Annotated in this window: 18 protein-coding genes and 1 tRNA gene; 5 read left to right on the plus strand and 14 right to left on the minus strand. The window is 69.3% G+C overall.

Annotation, left to right across the window (positions count from 1 at the left end; translation table 11 throughout):
- Positions 1-9 precede the first annotated feature (9 nt).
- From tadA to AAG565_RS05080, 5 genes are read left to right on the plus strand one after another with little or no spacing between them, the layout of a single operon-like run.
- On the plus strand, positions 10-531 hold the full coding sequence (gene tadA / locus AAG565_RS05060) for a tRNA adenosine(34) deaminase TadA (RefSeq protein ID WP_348818468.1): 522 nt from the start codon (positions 10-12) through the stop codon (positions 529-531).
- The gene (locus tag AAG565_RS05065) at positions 528-2,315 is read left to right on the plus strand and encodes a hypothetical protein (RefSeq protein WP_348818469.1); all 1,788 of its coding nucleotides are present in this window, start codon (positions 528-530) and stop codon (positions 2,313-2,315) included. Before tadA ends, AAG565_RS05065 begins: the two co-directional genes overlap by 4 nt.
- On the plus strand, positions 2,312-4,141 hold the full coding sequence (locus tag AAG565_RS05070; RefSeq protein ID WP_348818470.1) for a hypothetical protein: 1,830 nt from the start codon (positions 2,312-2,314) through the stop codon (positions 4,139-4,141). Before AAG565_RS05065 ends, AAG565_RS05070 begins: the two co-directional genes overlap by 4 nt.
- Positions 4,138-5,112: a glycosyltransferase gene (locus AAG565_RS05075; RefSeq protein ID WP_348818471.1), complete on the plus strand. Its 975-nt coding sequence runs from the start codon at positions 4,138-4,140 to the stop codon at positions 5,110-5,112. The genes AAG565_RS05070 and AAG565_RS05075 overlap by 4 nt, the downstream gene beginning before the upstream one ends.
- Positions 5,102-5,500: a GtrA family protein gene (locus AAG565_RS05080; RefSeq protein WP_348818472.1), complete on the plus strand. Its 399-nt coding sequence runs from the start codon at positions 5,102-5,104 to the stop codon at positions 5,498-5,500. The genes AAG565_RS05075 and AAG565_RS05080 overlap by 11 nt, the downstream gene beginning before the upstream one ends.
- Positions 5,501-5,505: 5 nt before the next feature.
- Here AAG565_RS05080 and AAG565_RS05085 read toward each other — a convergent pair whose 3' ends face one another.
- The 14 genes from AAG565_RS05085 to AAG565_RS05150 all read right to left on the minus strand — a co-directional run bounded on the left by AAG565_RS05085 (position 5,506) and on the right by AAG565_RS05150 (position 18,155).
- Positions 5,506-6,225, minus strand: a complete 720-nt coding sequence (locus AAG565_RS05085) for an ankyrin repeat domain-containing protein (protein ID WP_348818473.1) — start codon at positions 6,223-6,225, stop codon at positions 5,506-5,508.
- An 11-nt stretch (positions 6,226-6,236) separates the two neighbouring features.
- Positions 6,237-6,311: transfer RNA gene (locus AAG565_RS05090), tRNA-Val, on the minus strand.
- Positions 6,312-6,372: 61 nt separating this feature from the next.
- On the minus strand, positions 6,373-7,263 hold the full coding sequence (locus AAG565_RS05095) for a tetratricopeptide repeat protein (RefSeq protein WP_348818474.1): 891 nt from the start codon (positions 7,261-7,263) through the stop codon (positions 6,373-6,375).
- An 18-nt stretch (positions 7,264-7,281) separates the two neighbouring features.
- Entirely contained in the window at positions 7,282-8,217 is a 936-nt protein-coding gene (locus tag AAG565_RS05100; protein WP_348818475.1) for a type II secretion system F family protein, read from the minus strand.
- A gap of 12 nt (positions 8,218-8,229) precedes the next feature.
- A complete protein-coding gene (locus tag AAG565_RS05105; RefSeq protein ID WP_348818476.1) occupies positions 8,230-9,195 on the minus strand; it encodes a type II secretion system F family protein in 966 nt (321 codons plus the stop codon).
- Between the two features lie 4 nt (positions 9,196-9,199).
- Positions 9,200-10,477 (minus strand): CpaF family protein, encoded by a 1,278-nt coding sequence (locus AAG565_RS05110; RefSeq protein ID WP_348818564.1) that lies wholly within the window; start codon positions 10,475-10,477, stop codon positions 9,200-9,202.
- A gap of 155 nt (positions 10,478-10,632) precedes the next feature.
- Positions 10,633-11,832, minus strand: coding sequence for an AAA family ATPase (locus tag AAG565_RS05115; RefSeq protein WP_348818477.1), 1,200 nt, complete (start codon positions 11,830-11,832; stop codon positions 10,633-10,635).
- Positions 11,833-11,886: 54 nt separating this feature from the next.
- Positions 11,887-12,357: a TadE/TadG family type IV pilus assembly protein gene (locus tag AAG565_RS05120; protein WP_348818478.1), complete on the minus strand. Its 471-nt coding sequence runs from the start codon at positions 12,355-12,357 to the stop codon at positions 11,887-11,889.
- On the minus strand, positions 12,357-12,824 hold the full coding sequence (locus tag AAG565_RS05125) for a TadE/TadG family type IV pilus assembly protein (protein WP_348818479.1): 468 nt from the start codon (positions 12,822-12,824) through the stop codon (positions 12,357-12,359). Before AAG565_RS05125 ends, AAG565_RS05120 begins: the two co-directional genes overlap by 1 nt.
- A 5-nt stretch (positions 12,825-12,829) precedes the next feature.
- Positions 12,830-13,960, minus strand: a complete 1,131-nt coding sequence (locus AAG565_RS05130) for a TadE/TadG family type IV pilus assembly protein (protein ID WP_348818480.1) — start codon at positions 13,958-13,960, stop codon at positions 12,830-12,832.
- A gap of 21 nt (positions 13,961-13,981) precedes the next feature.
- Complete coding sequence (locus AAG565_RS05135) at positions 13,982-14,260, minus strand: hypothetical protein (protein WP_348818481.1); 279 nt, start codon at positions 14,258-14,260, stop codon at positions 13,982-13,984.
- A gap of 36 nt (positions 14,261-14,296) precedes the next feature.
- Positions 14,297-15,886: a type II and III secretion system protein family protein gene (locus AAG565_RS05140; RefSeq protein WP_348818482.1), complete on the minus strand. Its 1,590-nt coding sequence runs from the start codon at positions 15,884-15,886 to the stop codon at positions 14,297-14,299.
- A 70-nt stretch (positions 15,887-15,956) separates the two neighbouring features.
- A complete protein-coding gene (cpaB, locus tag AAG565_RS05145; protein WP_348818483.1) occupies positions 15,957-16,793 on the minus strand; it encodes a Flp pilus assembly protein CpaB in 837 nt (278 codons plus the stop codon).
- An 18-nt stretch (positions 16,794-16,811) separates the two neighbouring features.
- Complete coding sequence (locus AAG565_RS05150; protein WP_348818484.1) at positions 16,812-18,155, minus strand: AAA family ATPase; 1,344 nt, start codon at positions 18,153-18,155, stop codon at positions 16,812-16,814.
- Positions 18,156-18,158 lie beyond the last annotated feature (3 nt).

Consider the following 18,158-nt stretch of genomic DNA (forward strand, 5'->3'; position numbering starts at 1 on the left):
ACGAACGCCATGTCCGAGGGCCTGTTCATCTACGCCGAGCCGCCACGCTCGCCGGAGCAGCAGGCCCGCGACGAAGCCTACATGCGCCATGCGCTGATGCTCGCGCATCGCGCGCAAGCCATGGGCGAGGTGCCGGTCGGTGCCGTCGTCGTGCATGGGCAGCGCATCGTCGGCGAGGGCTGGAACCAGCCGATCGGCGCGCACGATCCGAGTGCCCATGCCGAGATGGTCGCGCTGCGCCAGGCGGCGCAGCGCATCGGCAACTACCGCCTGCTCGATACGACCCTGTACGTCACCCTCGAACCCTGCGTGATGTGCGCCGGCGCGATCGTGCACGCGCGCGTCGCGCACCTGGTGTTCGGCGCCTGGGATCCGAAGGCCGGTGCCGTGCGTTCGGTCTATGACGTCATCGCCCGCCCGCGCCTGAATCACATCGTCGAGTGGCAGGGCGGAGTGCTGGAACGGGAATGCGGCGAGCTGTTGCGCGCCTTCTTTCGTGCCCGGCGCAGCGCGGCAAGAACCTTGGCATGACGGAGTCACGACGCGTCCTGCATCGAGGGTCCACGAGTCCGGCCGCGGCGGTGATGATCGCCGTCGTGCTCGTCGCCATCGTGCAGGCGGTGCAGGTCTGGCGCGAACTGCCGTTGCTGATCGACGCCGATCTGCCCAACCCGGACAGCTACTACCGGCTGGTTCTGCTGCGCGACCGCGCGCCGTCCGCACCCTTCAACTGGGTGGCGCGCGACAACGCACCGGACGGCAGCTGGGTGCACTGGTCGCTGCCGTACAGCGTCACCCTGTGGGCTTCGCATCGGCCATTGCGCTGGCTGGGCATCGGCGAGGACGAGGCCCTGCGCTATGCCGGCGGGGCGCTCACGGTGCTCAGCGTGCTGCTGGTGGCCGGTTTCGTCGGTCTGGCCGCGACCCGCATCGCGCCGGCGCGCCCGGTGATGGTCACCGGCCTCGTGCTCGCGTCGTCCGTGCCGATGTTCGCCTACGGCCGGGTCGTGCAGATCACGCATCACATCTTCATGCTGGTGCCGCTGGCCGCCGCCGCAGCCTGTCTGCTGCAGCCGCCGCAGCTGCGGCGGCCGTCGATCGACGTCCTGGGTGGGGCACTGCTGGGGTTGGCCCTCTGGGTATCCCCCGAAACCATGCCGTTTCTCGTCGGACTGGCCGGGGTGCGGCTGGCCTTGCGCCTGCAGCATGCGCAGTCGGCGGCGCTCGGGCCGATCGCTGCCGGCCTCGTCGCCACCACACTGCTGGCCTGGACGGTCGATCCGCCGCCGCCCGGCTTCAGTGTGTGGGCGCTCGATCACATCAGCCTGGCCTACGTTTCACTAGTCGTGCTGCTCGCCGGACTGCTCGCCGCCGGTGACCTGTGCGCGAGCCGGCGTGTCCCACTGCGGCGCTCGTTGCCCGCGCTGGTGGTGCTGGGCGCGATCGCGGTCCTGTCCTGGCTCCTGCTCGTCCCCGGCGCGCGGCAGGGACCGCAGGGGCTGGTTCCCGACGAGCTGAGCCGCCTGTTCTGGGGTGACATCGTCGAACTGCGCGGCGTGCGGCTGACCGCGGAATGGATCGGCTTCCTGACGATGCCGCTCGCCGCTGCGGCCCTTGCCGCCGTGTCAGGCTGGCGGCAGCGCAGCCTGTGGCACGGCGCACTGGCCATGCTCGCGCTCGGTTACGCGCTGCTGGGTATCTGGCACATGCGCATGGGCGCCGCGGCGTCGGTCGCGGCGGCGCTGGCCATCGCCGCGGGCGCAGCCACGATGCGCGCGATGGATCCGCGCAACGACGGCAGTCTGTCGGCACGCGAGCTCGGTGCCGCGTTGTGCGTCGCGCTGCTGCCGCATGCGCAGCTGATCGCGTACCAGCTGTCGCTGCCCGCGGCGGTGGTCGAGAAGATCCGGCAGGCGGATGCGACCTGCAGCCTGGCGCCGATCGCGGATACGCTCAATCGTTTGCCATCGGCGACCTTCCTGACTCCGCTGGTCAGCGGCCCGGAGTTTCTGTACCGGACCCATCATCGGGTCATCGCCGGTCCCTATCATCACAACGCCGACGGCATGCTCGACAGCTTCCGTGCCTGGCTGGACGCGGGCGATGGCCGCGTGCAGGAGATCCTGCGGCGCCGCGGCATTGGCTACGTGCTCGGCTGTGTGCGCTACCAGGCCGCGCTGCAGGGTGAGGCCGGGCAGCGCACGCTGATGCAGCGTGTCGTGGATGGTGACGTGCCGGAGTGGCTGGAGCCGATGCCCTGGCCGGCGGGCATCCAGACCGGCTGGCGGCTGTATCGGGTGAGCCTGGCGCAGTGAGCCGCGAACCCGACATCAGGCCGTCCCGGCGTCGCAGCGTCGCGCTGGCCGTCGCGGTGGCGGTCGGCCTCGTCGCCATCGTGTGCGTGCTGCAGTTTCCGACCTCGGTCCCGCGTCTGCAGGATGCCCAGCTGCGCAACCCGGACAGCTACTACAAGCTGGTGCTGCTGAACGATCGGGTTCCGGGTGGCAGTTTCTCGTTCGTGGCCCGCGACAACGCGCCCGACGGCAATCAGCTGCACTGGTCGATGCTGCATTCCGCGACGCTATGGCAGTTGCACCGCCTGTTGCGCGTCGCCGGTCTCGAGCGCGAACCGGCGCTGCGCTACGCCGGTGCGGCAGTGACGTTTGCCAGCATGCTCGCCGTGGCGCTGTTCGTCGCGCTTGCGCTGGTGCGGATCGGCACACCGCGGGCAGTGGCGGTGTCCGGCCTGGTCCTGGCTTCGTCGGCTGCGCTGCGCGGCTACGGCTACATCATCCAGATCACGCATCACATCTTCATGCTGGTGCCGCTGGCGGCGGCCGCGGCCTGCCTGCTGCAGCCGCCGCAACAGCGGCGGCCGTGGCTGGATCTCTGCGGCGGCCTGTCGCTCGGGCTGGCGCTGTGGATCTCGCCGGAGACCCTGCCGATGGTCGTCGGTCTCGCCGGCGTGCGCAGCGCGCTGCGCCTGCAGCACCCGCAGTCCGGCGCGCTGTGGCCGATCGCGGTCGGGCTGCTGCTCATGATCATGCTGGGCTGGACGGTGGACCCACCGCCGGCGGGCTTCTCGCGCTGGGCGCTCGATCACATCAGCCTCGCCTACGTGGTGCTCGCAGTCCTGCTCGCGGGCCTGCTGCTGGCCGCCGACGCCTGCGTCCGGCAAGGATGGTCGCTGCCGCGCGCGCTGGCGTGGATGACGGTCGCAGCGCTGGCGGGTGCGGCACTGTGGCTGCGGGTGGTGCCCGGCGTGCGCGACGGGCCGGCCGGCCTGATCCCCGAGGAGCTGCGGCGACTGTTCTGGGATCACATCCTCGAACTGAAGCCCGCCCGAGGGCCGGAGAAGTTCGCCCGCTACGTGCTCGTGCCGCTGTGCGCCGGACTCATCGCAGCGCTGGCGGCGTGGAAGCGCCGCAGCCTTTGGCTGGCGGCGCTGGCGATGATGTCGCTGGGCTATGCGGCGCTGGCTTATTGGCACATCCGCATGGGTGCGGCCGCTGCCGTCGCCGCCGCGCTGGCCTGGTCGGCCGCCGTGGCGACGCTGCGCGGCATGAATGCGGACGACGACGCGACCCTGACCCGGCGCGAGCTGGCCATCGCATTGTGTGTGGGCCTGGCGCCCTGTCTGCTGATGCTGACGCACACGACGCTGGCGAGGCTCTACCCGCCACTGCCTTGGGAGATGGACCTCGATCTGTGCAATCTCCAGCCGGTCGCGGCGCAACTGAACCGGCTGCCCCCGGCGACGATGCTGACGGCCCTGACCAGAGGTCCCGAGCTGCTGTACCGCACCCACCATCGCATCGTCGCCGGGCCCTATCATCACAATGTGCAGGGCATGCTGGACAATTTCCGCGCCTGGATGGATGCCGGCGACGGGCGGGCCGAGGAAATCGTCCGCCGCCGCGGCGTGGACTACGTGCTGGGTTGTGTGGCCTTCCAGCACGCGCTGCGCGGGCAGGGCGCTGCGCGCACGCTGGCGCAGCGCGTCGCCGACGGTGACGTGCCGTCCTGGCTGGAACCGATGCCCTGGTCCGCCGGCACGGAAACGGGGTGGCGCTTGTACCGGGTGCATCTTGCGGACGTCCCCGCGCCGGACGGCGCGGCAGCCAGGGAGCAGGGTTCGTGAACGAGGATCGAAGCCAAGGACTGGAGCTCGCGGATCTGCGCATCGCCGTGCTGGTGCCGTGTCGTGACGAGGCGCCGACCATCGCGCGGGTGGTCGAGGATTTCCGCGCCGCGTTGCCGACGGCCAGTATCTGGGTCTTCGACAACAACTCGCGCGACGAGACCGCGCGGCTCGCGCGCGACGCCGGCGCTCGGGTCGCGCACGTCTGGCTGCAGGGCAAGGGCCATGTCGTGCGCCGCATGTTCGCCGACGTCGATGCCGATCTCTATGTGCTGGTCGATGGCGACGGCACCTACGATGCAGCGAGTGCGCCGCGGCTGGTCGCGGCGCTGCTGGAGCAGAGTGCCGACATGGTCGTGGCCAGCCGGCGCGATGTCACCGGCCACAGTTACCGTCCGGGCCATGCCTTCGGCAACCGCGCGCTCAGCGCCGGCCTGGCGCATCTGTTCGGACGGCCCTGCGCGGATGTGCTGTCGGGCTACCGCGTGTTCAGCCGGCGCTTCGTCAAGTCGTTTCCGGCGCTGTCCGCGGGCTTCGAGACGGAGACCGAGCTGACCGTGCACGCGCTGCAGCTGAACATGCCGGTGGTCGAGATCGAAACCCCCTACCGCGAACGGCCGCACGACTCGCACAGCAAGCTCAACACCTGGCGCGACGGCTGGCGCATCCTGCGCACGATGGTCGAACTGTTCAGCGCCGAACGGCCGCTGCTGTTCTACGGAATCGGCGCGGCCGTGCTCGCCTCGTCGTCGGTCATCCTCGCGATTCCCATCGTCCTGGAATGGCTGGCCAGCGGATTGGTGCCGCGTTTCCCGACGGCGATTCTGTCCACCGGGTTGATGTTGCTGGCGGCGTTGTCGTTCTTCTCCGGGCTGATTCTCGACACGGTCACGCGCGGCCGGCGCGAGCTGCGCATGCTCGCTTACTTGGCTCAGCCACCGCCGTTCGCAGTCGGTCCGCGTGAGGTCTGACGCGGCACGGCTGGCGCGCTTCGCGGTGGTCGGCGCGATCGGTTTCGTCGTCGATGCGGGCGTGCTGCACGGTCTGCTTGCGGGTCTGTCGCTGAATCCCTACCTCGCGCGCGTGCCGTCCTTTCTGTCCGCCGCGACGGTCACCTGGCTGCTGAATCGCCACTGGACGTTCGCCGACCGCCGCGGATCTGCGCGCGCCACCGAATGGGGCCGCTACCTGCTGACGATGCTCGGCGGCGGTGCCGTCAATTACGCGGTCTATGCCGGCCTGCTGGCGACGCTGCCCCTGGTCGCGCGCTGGCCGGTGTTGGGCGTCGCGGCGGGCTCGCTTGCGGGCATGATGGTCAACTATCTCGGTGCGGATCGCTGGATTTTCCGCTTGCGCTGATCCGCTCAGCCGAGCGCCAGTTCCAGCAGCGCCGCCGTGCCCAGGTGGCCGCGCTCGCGGGCGATTTCGGCGGCGGTCTTGCCGTCCTCGGTGCGAAGGGATCGGTCGATGCCGCGTGCCAGCAGCAGCCTGCACAGATTCTCGAAGCCGCGTGACGCGGCGAGGTGCAGTGCGTTAACGCCACTGCCGCCGACGTAAGCGGTGTCGGCGCCCAGCGCGATCAGCAGCGGGGCGAGCGTTTCGCCTGCGGCTCCGGCAATGCCGGCGTGCAGCGGTGTGTTCGCCATCGGGTTCTGCGAGACGGCGTCGATCGGTGCGCCCAGGCCGATCAGCACCAGCAGAGCGTCCCGTGCGCCGAGAAACGCCGCGAGGTGCAGCGGTGTCCAGCCATCGACGCTGCGGGCGTCCAGCAGTTCCGGATCCCGGCTGACCAGTTCGGCGACCCGGCGCGCGTCGTTGCTGGCGGCGGCCTCGAACACGTCGAGCGGCCGGAATGACTGGAGCAGCTCGGCGATGTCGCGGGCGCCGTTGTAGAGCGCGAACATCAAGGGCGACAGCCCGCCGGGCAGGGGATCGGTGGCCTGCGAGGCATCGCGTTCCAGGGCCGCTCGCGCAGCCGCGAGATCGCGATTCTGAATGGCATGCATCAAGGGGCGGACGGCGCTCATCGGCGGGGCTCTTGGACAAGAAAAAACCGCTGCGCCCGGACGGTCGCAGCGGTTCATTTGCGGATGTCTGGTGGACGGTACAGGGCTTGAACCTGTGACCCCCGCCGTGTGAAAGCGGTGCTCTACCGCTGAGCTAACCGTCCGTGCGATAGGGGGCGGAATGATAGAGAGCGCGTCTGTTGCCGTCAAACCGGGCGGGCTGGCTCACGGTTCGCCCTCGCTGCGCAGGTCCGAGCGCAGGGTTTTCACGCGTGCCAGGGCATCCTCGGCGTCCGGATAGTACGACGGCGAGAGGTCGATGGCGCGCTGGAACATGCTCTGCGCATCGGCGAGGCGGTTTTCGAGCATGCAGACGTAGCCGGTCGTGTAAGCCGCCTCGGCCTCCGGCATGGTCTGGCTGAAGGCGCGCACTGCCTCGCGCAGCTGGCCCTGGCGTGCCATCACCAGCCCGAGGTTGCGCCAGGCCTGGCCGTACTGCGGGTCGATGCGCAGCGCCTGTTCGAAGTAGCTGCGTGCGTCGCTCAGCGAACCGGCCAGATAGCGCGAGTAGCCGAGGTTGTTCAGCAGCACCGGCGAGTTCGGTTGCAGGGCCACCGCGCGGTTGTAGTAGTCGCGTGCCTGTGCGTAGTCACGTTTCAGGTCCGCAATCGCCGCCAGTCCGTTGAGGCTGCGCCAGGACGTCGGGTCCAGCTCGACGGACCGGGTCAGCAGTTTCGTCGCCGGCTCGTACTGGCCCTGCTTGAGCAGCAGCAGTCCGAGGCCCTGCAGCGCCCCGGCATGATCGGGCTGCAGGCCGAGGACCCTCCGGTAGGTGACGGCGGCCTCGCTGGTCTTGCCGATGGCCACCTGTGACTCGGCGACACGGAAATGAAGCTCGGCATTGCGCGGCTGGGCGGCCAGGCCCTTGACGTATTCCGACAGCGCCAGCTCGTGCTGACCTTTCTGCGCGGCCGCCATGCCCGTCTGCAGATACTGCTGGGCCTCGGCGTCCTTGCCGGTCGGGGCCTGCTTGCCGACGCTGGCGCAGGCGCTCGTGAGCAGCAGCACGACGACGGCGACGACGTTGATGCAACCACGAAGTGTGGCAGGCGGCATCCGGTTCGATCTCCAGTGTCAGCGGTCCGGCCAGTAGCTCAGGGCCTTGAGAACGCCCATGATCGCCGGCCCGACCGCGACGACGAAGAACGACGGGAAGATGCAGAAGATCAGCGGGAAGATCAGCTTGGTGCCGACCGTCGCCGCCAGTTCCTCCGCGCGCTGCAGGCGACGGTCGCGGAATTCCTCGGCGTACACGCGCAGCGTGCTGGCGATGCTGGTGCCGAAGCGCATGCTGTGATTGATCAGGGACACCAGGCCGCGGATTTCCTTGAGGCCGGTGCGCGTGGCGAGGTTGCGCAACGCTTCCAGCCGATCCACGCCGGCGCGGATCTCGCTGTTGACCAGAGCGAGCTCGGCGGCGAGCTCCGGATTGCTGGCCGGCATCTGCTCGGCGACGCGCTCGATCGCGGCATTGAGGCCGAGGCCGGCCTCGGTGCACGCGACGAGCAGATCGAGTGCGTCCGGCAGTCCCTCCATCAGCCGGCTCTGCCGCGACTCGATGCGCTTGGACAGGATGTAGTTCGGCAGCCACCAGCCGGCCAGCGCGCCGGCGCCGAGCAGCAGCGCGATGGTCGAGGGTGCGAAGCGCAGGGTCGGCAGACTCAGCGACAGCACGACGATCGTCGCGGGGAGCGCCATCGCCAGAGTCGCCTTGATCGTGTACATGATCGCCAGGGCGCTCGGATCGCGGAAACCGGCCTGCTGCAGCGACAGGCTCAGCGTCTGCCTGATCTGTTCGCTGCGCGGCAGCATGGCCGCGCCGATCTGGCCGAGGACGCCGGGTTCATTCTCGACATTGCCGGTCTGCTCGACGTCGCGCAGGCGCCGGCGCGTCGGGTCGAGCACCGCGCCGGAAGTGCGCAGCGTGACCAGCGCGAACAGCGTCAGCGCGATGCCGATGGCGCCGCCGAAGATCCAGACGAAGTAGGGGGAGTGGATCAGACTGTCCATGAGTGCGGGGTCCTAGATGCGGATGCGGATGACGCGGCGGATCCACAGGATGCCGATGCTCATCAGACCGACCGCACCGAGGATCAGCAGGCGGCCGGTCGGTTCCCTTAACAGCATTGGCAGATACTCTGGAGAAGTCACGCTCAGAAGCACGGACAACCCGAATGGCATCAGGATCAGCACCCAGGCCGACATGCGTCCTTCCGCCGTCAGCGTGCGCACGCGGCGCTGGAAGCGGAAGCGCTGCCGCAGCACCGCGGAGATCTTGTCGAGGATCTCGGCGAGGTTGCCGCCGGTCTCGCGCTGCACGAGGATCGCGGTCGCCATCGCGCGCAGGCTCGTGCATGGCATGCGCCGGATCATGTCGTCGAAGCTCGCCTTGAGGCTGACGCCGTAATTGAGGTGCGACCAGGTCGTACCCAGTTCCTTGGAGACGGGTTCATCCATCTCCTCGGCGGCGAAGCGGAAGGTCTCGACCAGCGGATTACCGGCGCGCAGCGCGCGCGCCATCATGTCCAGCGCATCGGGCAGCTGTTCCTCGAACAGGCGCAGGCGCTCGCCGCGCTTCTCGTAGATCTGCAGCACCGGCAGCACCGCGGCGACCAGCGCGCCGAGCAGCACCAGTCCCGCGTGATGCGTGAACCACCAGGCCAGCAGCGCACCGACCAGCGCGAACGTCGCGGCGAGGCCGACCAGGCGGTAGGCGGGGAAGGTGTAACCGGCCTGTTCGATCAGCCGGGCCACCGCTGCCATGCCCGGCAGTTCTTCGAGGCGGCGCTCGAAAGGCGAGAAGCGGCGCAGGTAGCGCTCGCGGATCATCGGCGCAGCGGAATCCTCGGCGCCTTCCAGCTTGATCGCGCGCAAACGCTGTTCGAGCCGCGCCGCGGTGCCGCTCGACAGCGCGCGAGCGGCGAGCAGGGCGATGACGAATACCATCGCGAAAGCTGCGGCGGGGACCAGCCAGCTGAGCTCGGTCATGTGTTCAGGCCTCCTTGTCGCCGTGGCGGTGCGGATCGTAGGTCGCCGGATCGACGTCGATGCCGCGCTGCTGGAAGCGCTGCTGGAAGCGCGGCACGACGCCGGTGGCCTCGAACTGGCCGATGACGTTGCCGGACTTGTCGATGCCGCGCCGCCGGAAGCGGAAGATCTCGGCCATCGTGATCACCGAGGATTCCATGCCCTGGATCTCCTGGATGCTGACCAGCCGGCGCTTGCCATCCTCCATGCGCTCGACCTGGATCACCACCTGGATCGCCGAAGCGATCTGCGAACGCACCGTCATCGCCGGCAGTTCGAGCCCGGTCATCGCCACCATGTTCTCGATGCGCGACAGCGCGTCGCGCGGGGAATTGGCGTGGATCGTCGTCAGCGAGCCGTCGTGGCCGGTGTTCATCGCCTGCAGCATGTCCAAGGCTTCACCGCCGCGCACCTCGCCGACGATGATGCGGTCCGGGCGCATGCGCAGCGCGTTGCGCACGAGGTCGCGCTGCGTGACCTCGCCGCGTCCTTCGATGTTTGGCGGCCGCGTCTCCAGCCGCGCCACGTGCGGCTGCTGCAGCTGCAGTTCCGCGGAATCCTCGATCGTCAGGATGCGCTCCTGCGGCGGGATGAAGCTCGACAGCACGTTGAGCAGCGTGGTCTTGCCGCTGCCGGTGCCGCCGGAGATCAGCACGTTGAGGCGCGCGCGCACGATTGCCGACAGCACTTCGGCCATCCACGGTGTGAGCATGCCGTAGCTGATCAGCTGCTCGATGCCCAGGCGCTTGACCGTGAAGCGGCGGATCGACAGCAGCGGGCCGTCCAGCGCCAGCGGCGGGATGATCGCATTGACGCGCGAGCCGTCGGCTAGGCGTGCATCGACCATCGGCGACGACTCGTCGATGCGGCGGCCGACGCGCGCGACGATGCGGTCGATGATGCTCAGCAGATGCTGGTCGTCGCGGAAGCGGATGTCGGTGCGTTCCAGCTTGCCCATGCGTTCGACGAACACGTTGTCCCAGCAGTTGACCAGGATGTCCGAGATCGTTTCATCGGCGAGCAGCGGTTCGAGCGGACCCAGGCCGAGGATCTCGTCTTCGATCTGCGTTGCGATGCGCTGCCGGGCCGGAGCGGGCAGCGGCACCTGCTGCTCGTTCATCACCTGCTGCGCCAGGTCGCGGATCTGCGCGCGTGCCTGGCGCTCGTCGGTGCGGTCGATCGCCGACAGGTCCATGGTCTTGAGCAGGCGATCGTGGATGCGGTGTTTCCACATCGTTTCCATCGACGCCTGGCCGTTGGACGCCGGCGTGCTGTCCGCGGACGCCGGCTCGGCCGCTGGCCGCCGGGTCTCGCCCGCGGGCGGCTTGGCGGATTTGCCGACCAGCCCCCAGTCCGCCAGCTTGCGCCTGAAGTCGTCGTTGTTCATGGCTGGCTCCGTCAGTTGCCACCAAAGAGGGCGCGCAGGCCGCGCTTCTTGGGTGCATTCTGCGGGGTCTCTCCGGGCGGCTGCATGAGCTGGGTCAACAGGTTCGACAAGCCCTTGGTCATCGGCGAGTTCTTGTCGAGCTCGTGCAGCGGCACGCCGACGTTCTGCGCCTCCGAGACGGTCTTGAAGTCGTTGGGCAGCTCCAGCAGCTGCGGCGGCGAGATCGCGTCGGTGATCTCCTTCCTGCCGAGCGTGGTGTTCTCGACATAGCGGTTGACGACGACGGTGACGTTGGCGCTCGGCACGGCGATGCCGGACGACAGGATGCGCAGCAGGCGCTTGGTGTCGCGGATGTGCGCCAGGCTCTGCTGCATGACGATCAGCACGCGGTCGGCCTGTTCCAGCGCGACGGTGGTCAGCGGGTCGATCTGCCGCGGCAGATCGACGAACACCGTGCCATAGGCGCGCCGTGCCAGGTCGAGGAACTGGCGCAGCGACTGCGCCGATTGTTCCCACGGCAGGGCCATCTGCTCCGACATCGCGCTGAAGATGGACACGCCGCTCTTGTGGCGGACCGCGTGCGTGCGCAGGGTCTTGGCGTCGAGACGGCCGATGTCATGCAGCGTGTCGAGCAGGGAGTGGTGCGGGGTGATGTCGAAGGCCAGCGGCAGCGTGCCGAACTGCAGGTCGAGGTCCACCAGCGCCACGTCGGCCTGCGATTCGAGCGCCTGCAGATGGGCGAGATTGGCGGCGATGGTCGAGGCGCCGGAACCGCCCTTGGCGTTGATCACGGCGATCAGGCTGCCGCGCGCCCCGGCGGGTTCGGGAATCAGCACGCCGAAGTCGCGGCGGATCTCCTTGAGTGCGTTGAGCAGTTCGTCCTTCTGCACCGGCGGGCTGAAATAGTCGCGCGCACCGATCTGCATCGAGCGCCGCATCAGGTTGGCGTCGCCGGCCGGCGCGATGACGATCGTCGGCGGCCGCTCGTTCTGGGAGCGGGCGCCCAGCGCGCGCAGCATGTCGTCGGCGCTGTCCTCGACGAGCAGCACGAGGATGTCCGGCAGCCCGCGTTGCGCATGCAGCGGATCGGCGTGGCCCTGCTCGACCACCGCCAGGCTGACGTCGAGGTCGGGCTGGCCCTCCAGCAGCTGGCGGATCGCCTCGCCGCCGGCCTTGGCGCGGCAGGCGATGAGCACGGAGTTTGTTTTCATCGGAGCGGGCTCCTGTGCAGAACGGTCATCGGTGGGATTCGGGTCATGGGATGTTCAGCCGCCGGGACAGGTCCGCGTGCCGGTTTCCGGCACGTAGCCGAGGCTTTCGGTCGGCACGGTGGTCCGGAACGGCGGCACGGTGAGCGTCTGGGTCAGGAACGGGATCAGCAGCGTGTGCGTGAAACCGGTGATCGACACGCGCACGAAGGCCATGTTGCCGATGACCGCGGTCGCCGCGCCGGCACCGTTCAGGTACTCGACGCTGACATTGGCAGTGGTCAGGCCGCGGATGTGGTTGCTGGTCGAGCTGCCGTCCGGGTTGTTGAGCAGCGCCGCGCGCAGCACCGAGGCGTGTCCGGGCGGACATACCGCGGCGAGCCGCGCCGCGCGGCGCGTGGCTTCGCCGAGCGTGTTCCACACGAACATCGCGCGGCCGATCTCGATCACCGCGAACAGCAGCACCAGCACGACGACGCCGGCGAAGGCGAATTCGACCGTGGTCAGTCCCCTCTGGCGGCGGCGCATCACAGGGCCCTCATCGTCTGCGCGCTGGTCAGGGTCGTCGGCACGCTGATGTTGCCGCTACCCAGTCCGAAAGTCGGGATCGTCGCAAAGATCGGCCGATAGGTGTAGGTCGCGCTGACGCGGACGTGAAACGCATCCGGCGACGTCACGGTGACGTTGGCGGGCGCCAGCCCCGGCAGCAGCGCGGTGCCCGCGGACGGCGAGCCGTAGGCGGCGAGGTTGCGCGTGGTCGCGATCAGCGTCGGCGTCAGGTCGATCAGCTTGGTGTTCCTGTTGATTGCGTTCTCCGCCACGTAGCGCGTGGCGTCGCGCACGGTCTTCTGCAGCGTGTTGTAGTGCAGCAGCGCGCGGCCGAACTCCGCGGTCGCCAGCACCAGCAGCAGCAGCAGCGGCAGCACGATCGCCGCCTCGACCACGACCGAACCGCCCTGTCTGCGCATCGTTCTGCATTGCAGTGAGGTGTTCATGGCCGTCAGCTCTGCGACGAAGCCGGGTCGCGGTAGAGGATGATCTTGTAGTACGGGCTCGCCGGGTCCGGATTGGTCGGCACGCTGCCGTCGGCCTCGCAGGCGGTGATCAGCTGGCCGTAGATGCTGCCGCTGGAGCTGACCGGCCGGGTCAGGAACACGCAGGCGCCGCCGAGTAGCGGCACCGTGGAGCGGCCGGTGACCGGCGTGCTGCAGTTGATCACCGGCACGGTGACGACGCGGCGCTGCGGCCGGCCCGGCGGCGACGGGTAGTTCCACACGCCGCTGGAGAGCAGGCTCAGGTAGGTGTTGTAGAAGATCACCGGCGAGTTGGCCGTGACCACGTCCGGTGGATACTGGGCGGCACTGGTCGGTCCCGCGTAGATGCCGAAGCGCGTGTCCAGACCCTGGGAGGTCGGTCCTTGCTTGACGCCGGGCTCGGTGACCAACGTGCCGCCGATCGTGAAGCAGTATTCCTCGCCGCCGGCCATGCCGCTGCGCACGCAGCTGGCGCCGGTGCCGCAGCTCAGCTCGACCAGGCCGTAGTTGCCGGACTTCAGGCTGGTGTTGTCGCCCTTGAACTCGATCTCGTTGGCGGCGCCGGCGGTGTAGCCGTAGCAGGCGCCGTCGGAGCAGTCGGTGTCGTTGTTGGTACCGCACAGCGCGACCGGCAGTGCCGAGCAGATCGTGCCGCCCAGCGGGATCGGTCCGGCGACCGCACTGCCGGCGACGTTGAGCGTATCGCCGATGCCCGGCAGCGCGCTGACCAGGCGCAGCGCGACCGGCAGCGCCGCGACCGACACGCGCAGGAAGCGCGGGTTCGGACCGCTGGCGAAGGGCGTCAGGGTCGGCGAGGTGGAGACCGCCACGGTGACGCTGATCGATCCCATGTTGGCGGCGAAATCGGTCTGCGCCGCGGTCGTGGCGAGACTCACGCTGCGCGTGTCGTTGAGGATCTTGGCGCCGCTGAGCGCCGCGGCATCGAGCGCGTTCTGCAGCCGCGACTTGGCGACGTAGGCGACGCCCAGATCCAGCGCCAGGCCCGCCATCGCGATCAGCGCGAGCGCGCTGACCGTGACCAGGATGGCGGCGACGCCGCGCTGGCGCGCGGGCCGTCGAAGGGTCGGGGCGTTCACCGTCGTGCTCCGTCCGTGACTTTAGTTCGCAACCTGCATCTGGATCGCCTCGTGCGCGCGCGCCGGCTTGTCGACATCCGCGCGGTAGGTCTGCAGCACGTTCTCGGCGCGCGGGCCGTCGATGCCGTCCGGTGCCTGTGCGGGCGGGTTCTCGGCGGCGGCGGGGTTGTAGATCTGCGCCTGGATCATCTGGCGCACCGAGCTGCCGAAGGCGGGATCGTTCTCATGCCGGGGGCTGCCCGCGCAGCCGGCGAGGAGGACGAGGCTGGACAGGCTGGCCAGGCGGATCGAGATAGTCATGGCGTGCTCCGGAAATGGTTGGATGCGGTGCGCGGCTTACGGGTTGAGGTCGTGGCCGACATTGAGCTGGGCCGGCTTCTTGCGCAGCGGCGCGCTGCGCAGCGAGTCGGTGCGGCCGAGCAGGTAGAACTCGAGGTCGCCCGGCGGCACGAAGCTGTCGGTCGGCAGCGCGATCTGGTCGGGCGCGATCGGCTTGGCCAGGTACGGCGTGACGAAGATCACCAGCTCGGTCTGTCCGGACACGTACTGCTGGCTGCGGAACAGCGCGCCGATGATCGGCAGGTCGCCCAGGCCCGGCAGCCGGTTGACGAAGCTGCGCAGGTTGTCATTGATCAGGCCGGCGACGCCCATGCTCTGGCCGTCGGCGAGCTCCACCGTGCCGGACGCGCTGCGCTTGGTCAGCGAGGGGATGAAGAAGGTGCTGGCCGTGTTGGTCGAGCGCAGCACGACGTTGTTGTCGCCGGAGATCTCGCTGACGCTGACGTTGAGCGTGAGGTTGATGCGACCGGAATCGAGCACGATCGGCACGAAGCGCAGGCCGACGCCGAATTCCTTGAACTCGATCGTCGTCGAACTGGAGTTGCCGCCCTGCGGCACCGGGATCGGGAATTCGCCGCCGGACAGGAACTGCGCCTCCTGGCCGGTGAGTGTCGTCAGCGTCGGTTCGGACAGGATCTTGGCCAGGCCGTTCTGCTTGGAGATGTCGAGCACCGCCTGCAGATAGGTCTCGCCGGACAGGTAGCTGAGGAACAGGCCGGTCGAGTCGATCACCGGCGTCGTCGGTGCGAACTCCTTGAGCGCCGGGCCGATGATGTTCGACTGGTTGCTCAGCTCGCCCAGCAGCGGCACGCGCAGGCCGTCCGGATCGAGCGCGTCGGGAAAGGTGGCGCCGCCGGACACCGCGCCGCCGCTGACATGGCGGCCGAAGTCGAGCACGTTGAGGTTGGCGTCGAGGCGCTTGATCACGCTGCGCGCCATCTCGGCGACCGTGACCTTGAGCATCACCTGCTGCGCGCCGCCGACCTGCATCAGGTTGACGACGGCGCCCTTCTTGCACGACGGATCGGTGCCGGTGCCCGCGCTGCTGCGCTTGCCCTGTGCCTCGGGCGCATCGGAAACGGCGCGGATGCAGTCCGGTAGGAAGCTCTCGGCGAGTTCCTTGGCGGCGTTCATGCGCGCCAGGCTCGACACCTGGCCGCTCAGGATCACCTTCTCCTGCGCCGAGTGCACCTTGATCGGCTCGCCGGGCAGCAGCGCATGCAGCTTCTCCTTGAGGGTGTCGAGATCGTGCGTGACCTCGACGTCGAAGCTGCTGATGATGTTGCCGTCGGCGTCCCAGGCGACCACGTTGGTCGTGCCCAGGTTCTTGCCGACCACGTAGAGCTGCTGGCCGCGCAGGATCAGGATGTCGGCGACGCCGGGGTTGCCGACCGAGACCTGCTTGACCGAGCGCGGGAACGACAGCACCACCGACTTGTACAGCCGCACCGCGAACGGGCCGGGCTGGCCCGTGGTCACCGCGCGGACATCCGGCGCGGCCGCCTGCGCGGTGGTGAACTGCGGTGCCAGCGCACCGAGACTCGCGCACAGCGCGATCAGCAGGCTCCGGGAAACTTTGGTCTTCATGATGTGCTCCTGAAAGCTCGGTGAGGTGCGGCCCGCGCGGGCGTCGGTCCGGTTGGCGTCGGGGCCTGGATTACTTGTTGGTCTCGGCTTCGCTGGTCTGTGCCTGGCGGATCACCGTGACGGTGTCCTTGGGCGGCGGCGCCTTGGGCGCGGCGGCCCTGCGCACCGCCGGTGCCGGCGCGGCCGCGGCCGGCGGCGGTTCTTCCAGCGGGATCGTTGACGGCGGTGCCGGTCGCACCGCGACCGAGGTGTCATCCGGGTTGCGCAGTGCCAGCTGCACCGTGCCTTCCTCGGTGGCGGACACCAGGAGTTCCGCCTGCTCCGGGGACATTTCCAGCGTGACCGCGCGCACCACGACCGGCTCATCCTTGCCGGCCTGCGCCGTGGTCTGGTCCACCGCGAGCACGCGCAGGTTCTGCAGCAGCGTGCGCGTCTCGGCGCGGCGCTGTTCGTTCATGCGCGTCGCCAGCACATCCACGCGGTTGCCCGGCAGCAGGAAGCCGGCGACGCCGATGACGTCGTTGACGCGCACGGTCACGGCGCGCATGTTCGGCTCGATCATCGTCGAGAGCAGATTGCCGGCCGATTGCTCGACGACACGCGGCTTGAGGATCATCTCGCCCGGCAGGAACTTCTGGTTGGCGAAGCGCCCGACGACCTGCGTCGGATCGCTGAAGCTGTCGGACGGCAGCTCCATCGTCGGCCAGGCGACGGTCTTGACGTCGCCTTCGCGGATCCTTTCGCCGAACGGAATCGTCTTGGCGGCGACGACCACCGCGGTGGTGCTGCTGCGCGCGCTTTCGACGGCAGCCAGGCGCTGCTGCATCCAGCGCGCGGCGAGCACCGCGGCGACGACGCCGAGCAGCAGGGCGAGGACGGTCGGAAGGGTTGATCTGCGTAGAGCCATGGGCGTCTCCGTTCTTGTTCAATGTGTCCGGTGAGAAACTGGCGCCGGGTGCCGGGCCTGTTCGCCCGTATCGGGAAAGCAGGCGGTCCAGGCGAGATGCAGCAGGTCCAGCGGTGCGGGCGTACCCGCACCCTCGTAACGCGCCAGGCCGCGCATGTGTTCGAGCAGCGCGCCGGGATGAGCCGGCAGGGGCGACAGGCCGCGCGGTGCGTACAGGTGTTCGAGCGCATAGCGCGGCAGCTCGGCGTCGAAGCGGACGCCCAGGCGGTTGCAGGTCCGGTGCCAGAGCGTGACGAAGTCCGCGTCGGCGAGTCCGCCGACGGCGACGCGCGGACCGACGGTGCGGCGCAAGGCGTCGCCGTCGATGCCTTCGACGGCGAGGTTGGTGACCAGCACGAGCCGCACGTCGAAGGGCACCGGCGCGGCCAGCCGGCCGTCGAGGCGGACCCAGTCCTGGCGTGCCTCGATGGGCAGCGCCCAGCGGCGCAGCAGTTCGTCCGGCGGCACGGCTTGCCTGCCGAAGTCATCGACGATCAGAAGACCGTTGTTGGCGCGCAGCCACAGCGGTGCCTGGGCGATGCCATGCAGGGCGTCGATGCTGATGTCGAGCATGTCGCGGCTCAGTTCCGCCCCGGTGGTCAGGGCGGGCCGCCGGCACACCACGAGGCGCGGGTCCTGGTTGCCACGGCTGTCCAGCACGTCGTGGAAGGCGGGGTCGAACAGCGCCACGCAGCGCTCGCCGACCGCGATCGCGAAGGGCACCAGTGTGCTGCCCGGCAGCAGCTTGGCGATGCGTTCGCACAGATAGGTCTTGCCGGCGCCCGAAGGCCCGTGGACCAGGACCGGCCGCGGCGAGTTGAGCGCATGGCCGAGCGCATCGAGCAGGTCGTCGGGCACGACCACGTCGGCGAAGGCGGCGTGCATGTCGGCGCGGGTCACCACACGGTCGCTGCCCGAGTTGGCGGCCACCAGCTGCTGGTAGTGCGGCAGCGCGAGCGGGGCCGGACCGACGTAGCCGTCCTGCGCCAGCGCCGCGGCGGCGTAACCGCGGCCGCTCGCCTGCAGGCCGACCTTGAGATCGCCGTCGGCGCCGGTGAGCACGTACAGCTGGTCGGCGGCGAGCAGCACCGCGACCAGTTCGGCGATGATCGGTTCGGCGAGCGCCAGCCGCGCCGCCAGCGCGCCCTGGGTCTGTTCGCCGCCGAGCAGCAGGTGCTTGGCCAGCAGGGCGCCCAGCAGTGTCGTCGGCAGGCCGGTTTCGGCCAGGGTCCGCGGTGCCGCGAACGGCTGGACCGGGGCCGCGCACAAGGGGATGCCGTTGGTGTCGGGCATCATCGGGTGGCGGAGATCGACGGTGCCCATGGC

The sequence above is a fragment of the Fontimonas sp. SYSU GA230001 genome (assembly GCF_040066175.1).
Classification (GTDB): domain Bacteria; phylum Pseudomonadota; class Gammaproteobacteria; order Nevskiales; family Nevskiaceae; genus Solimonas.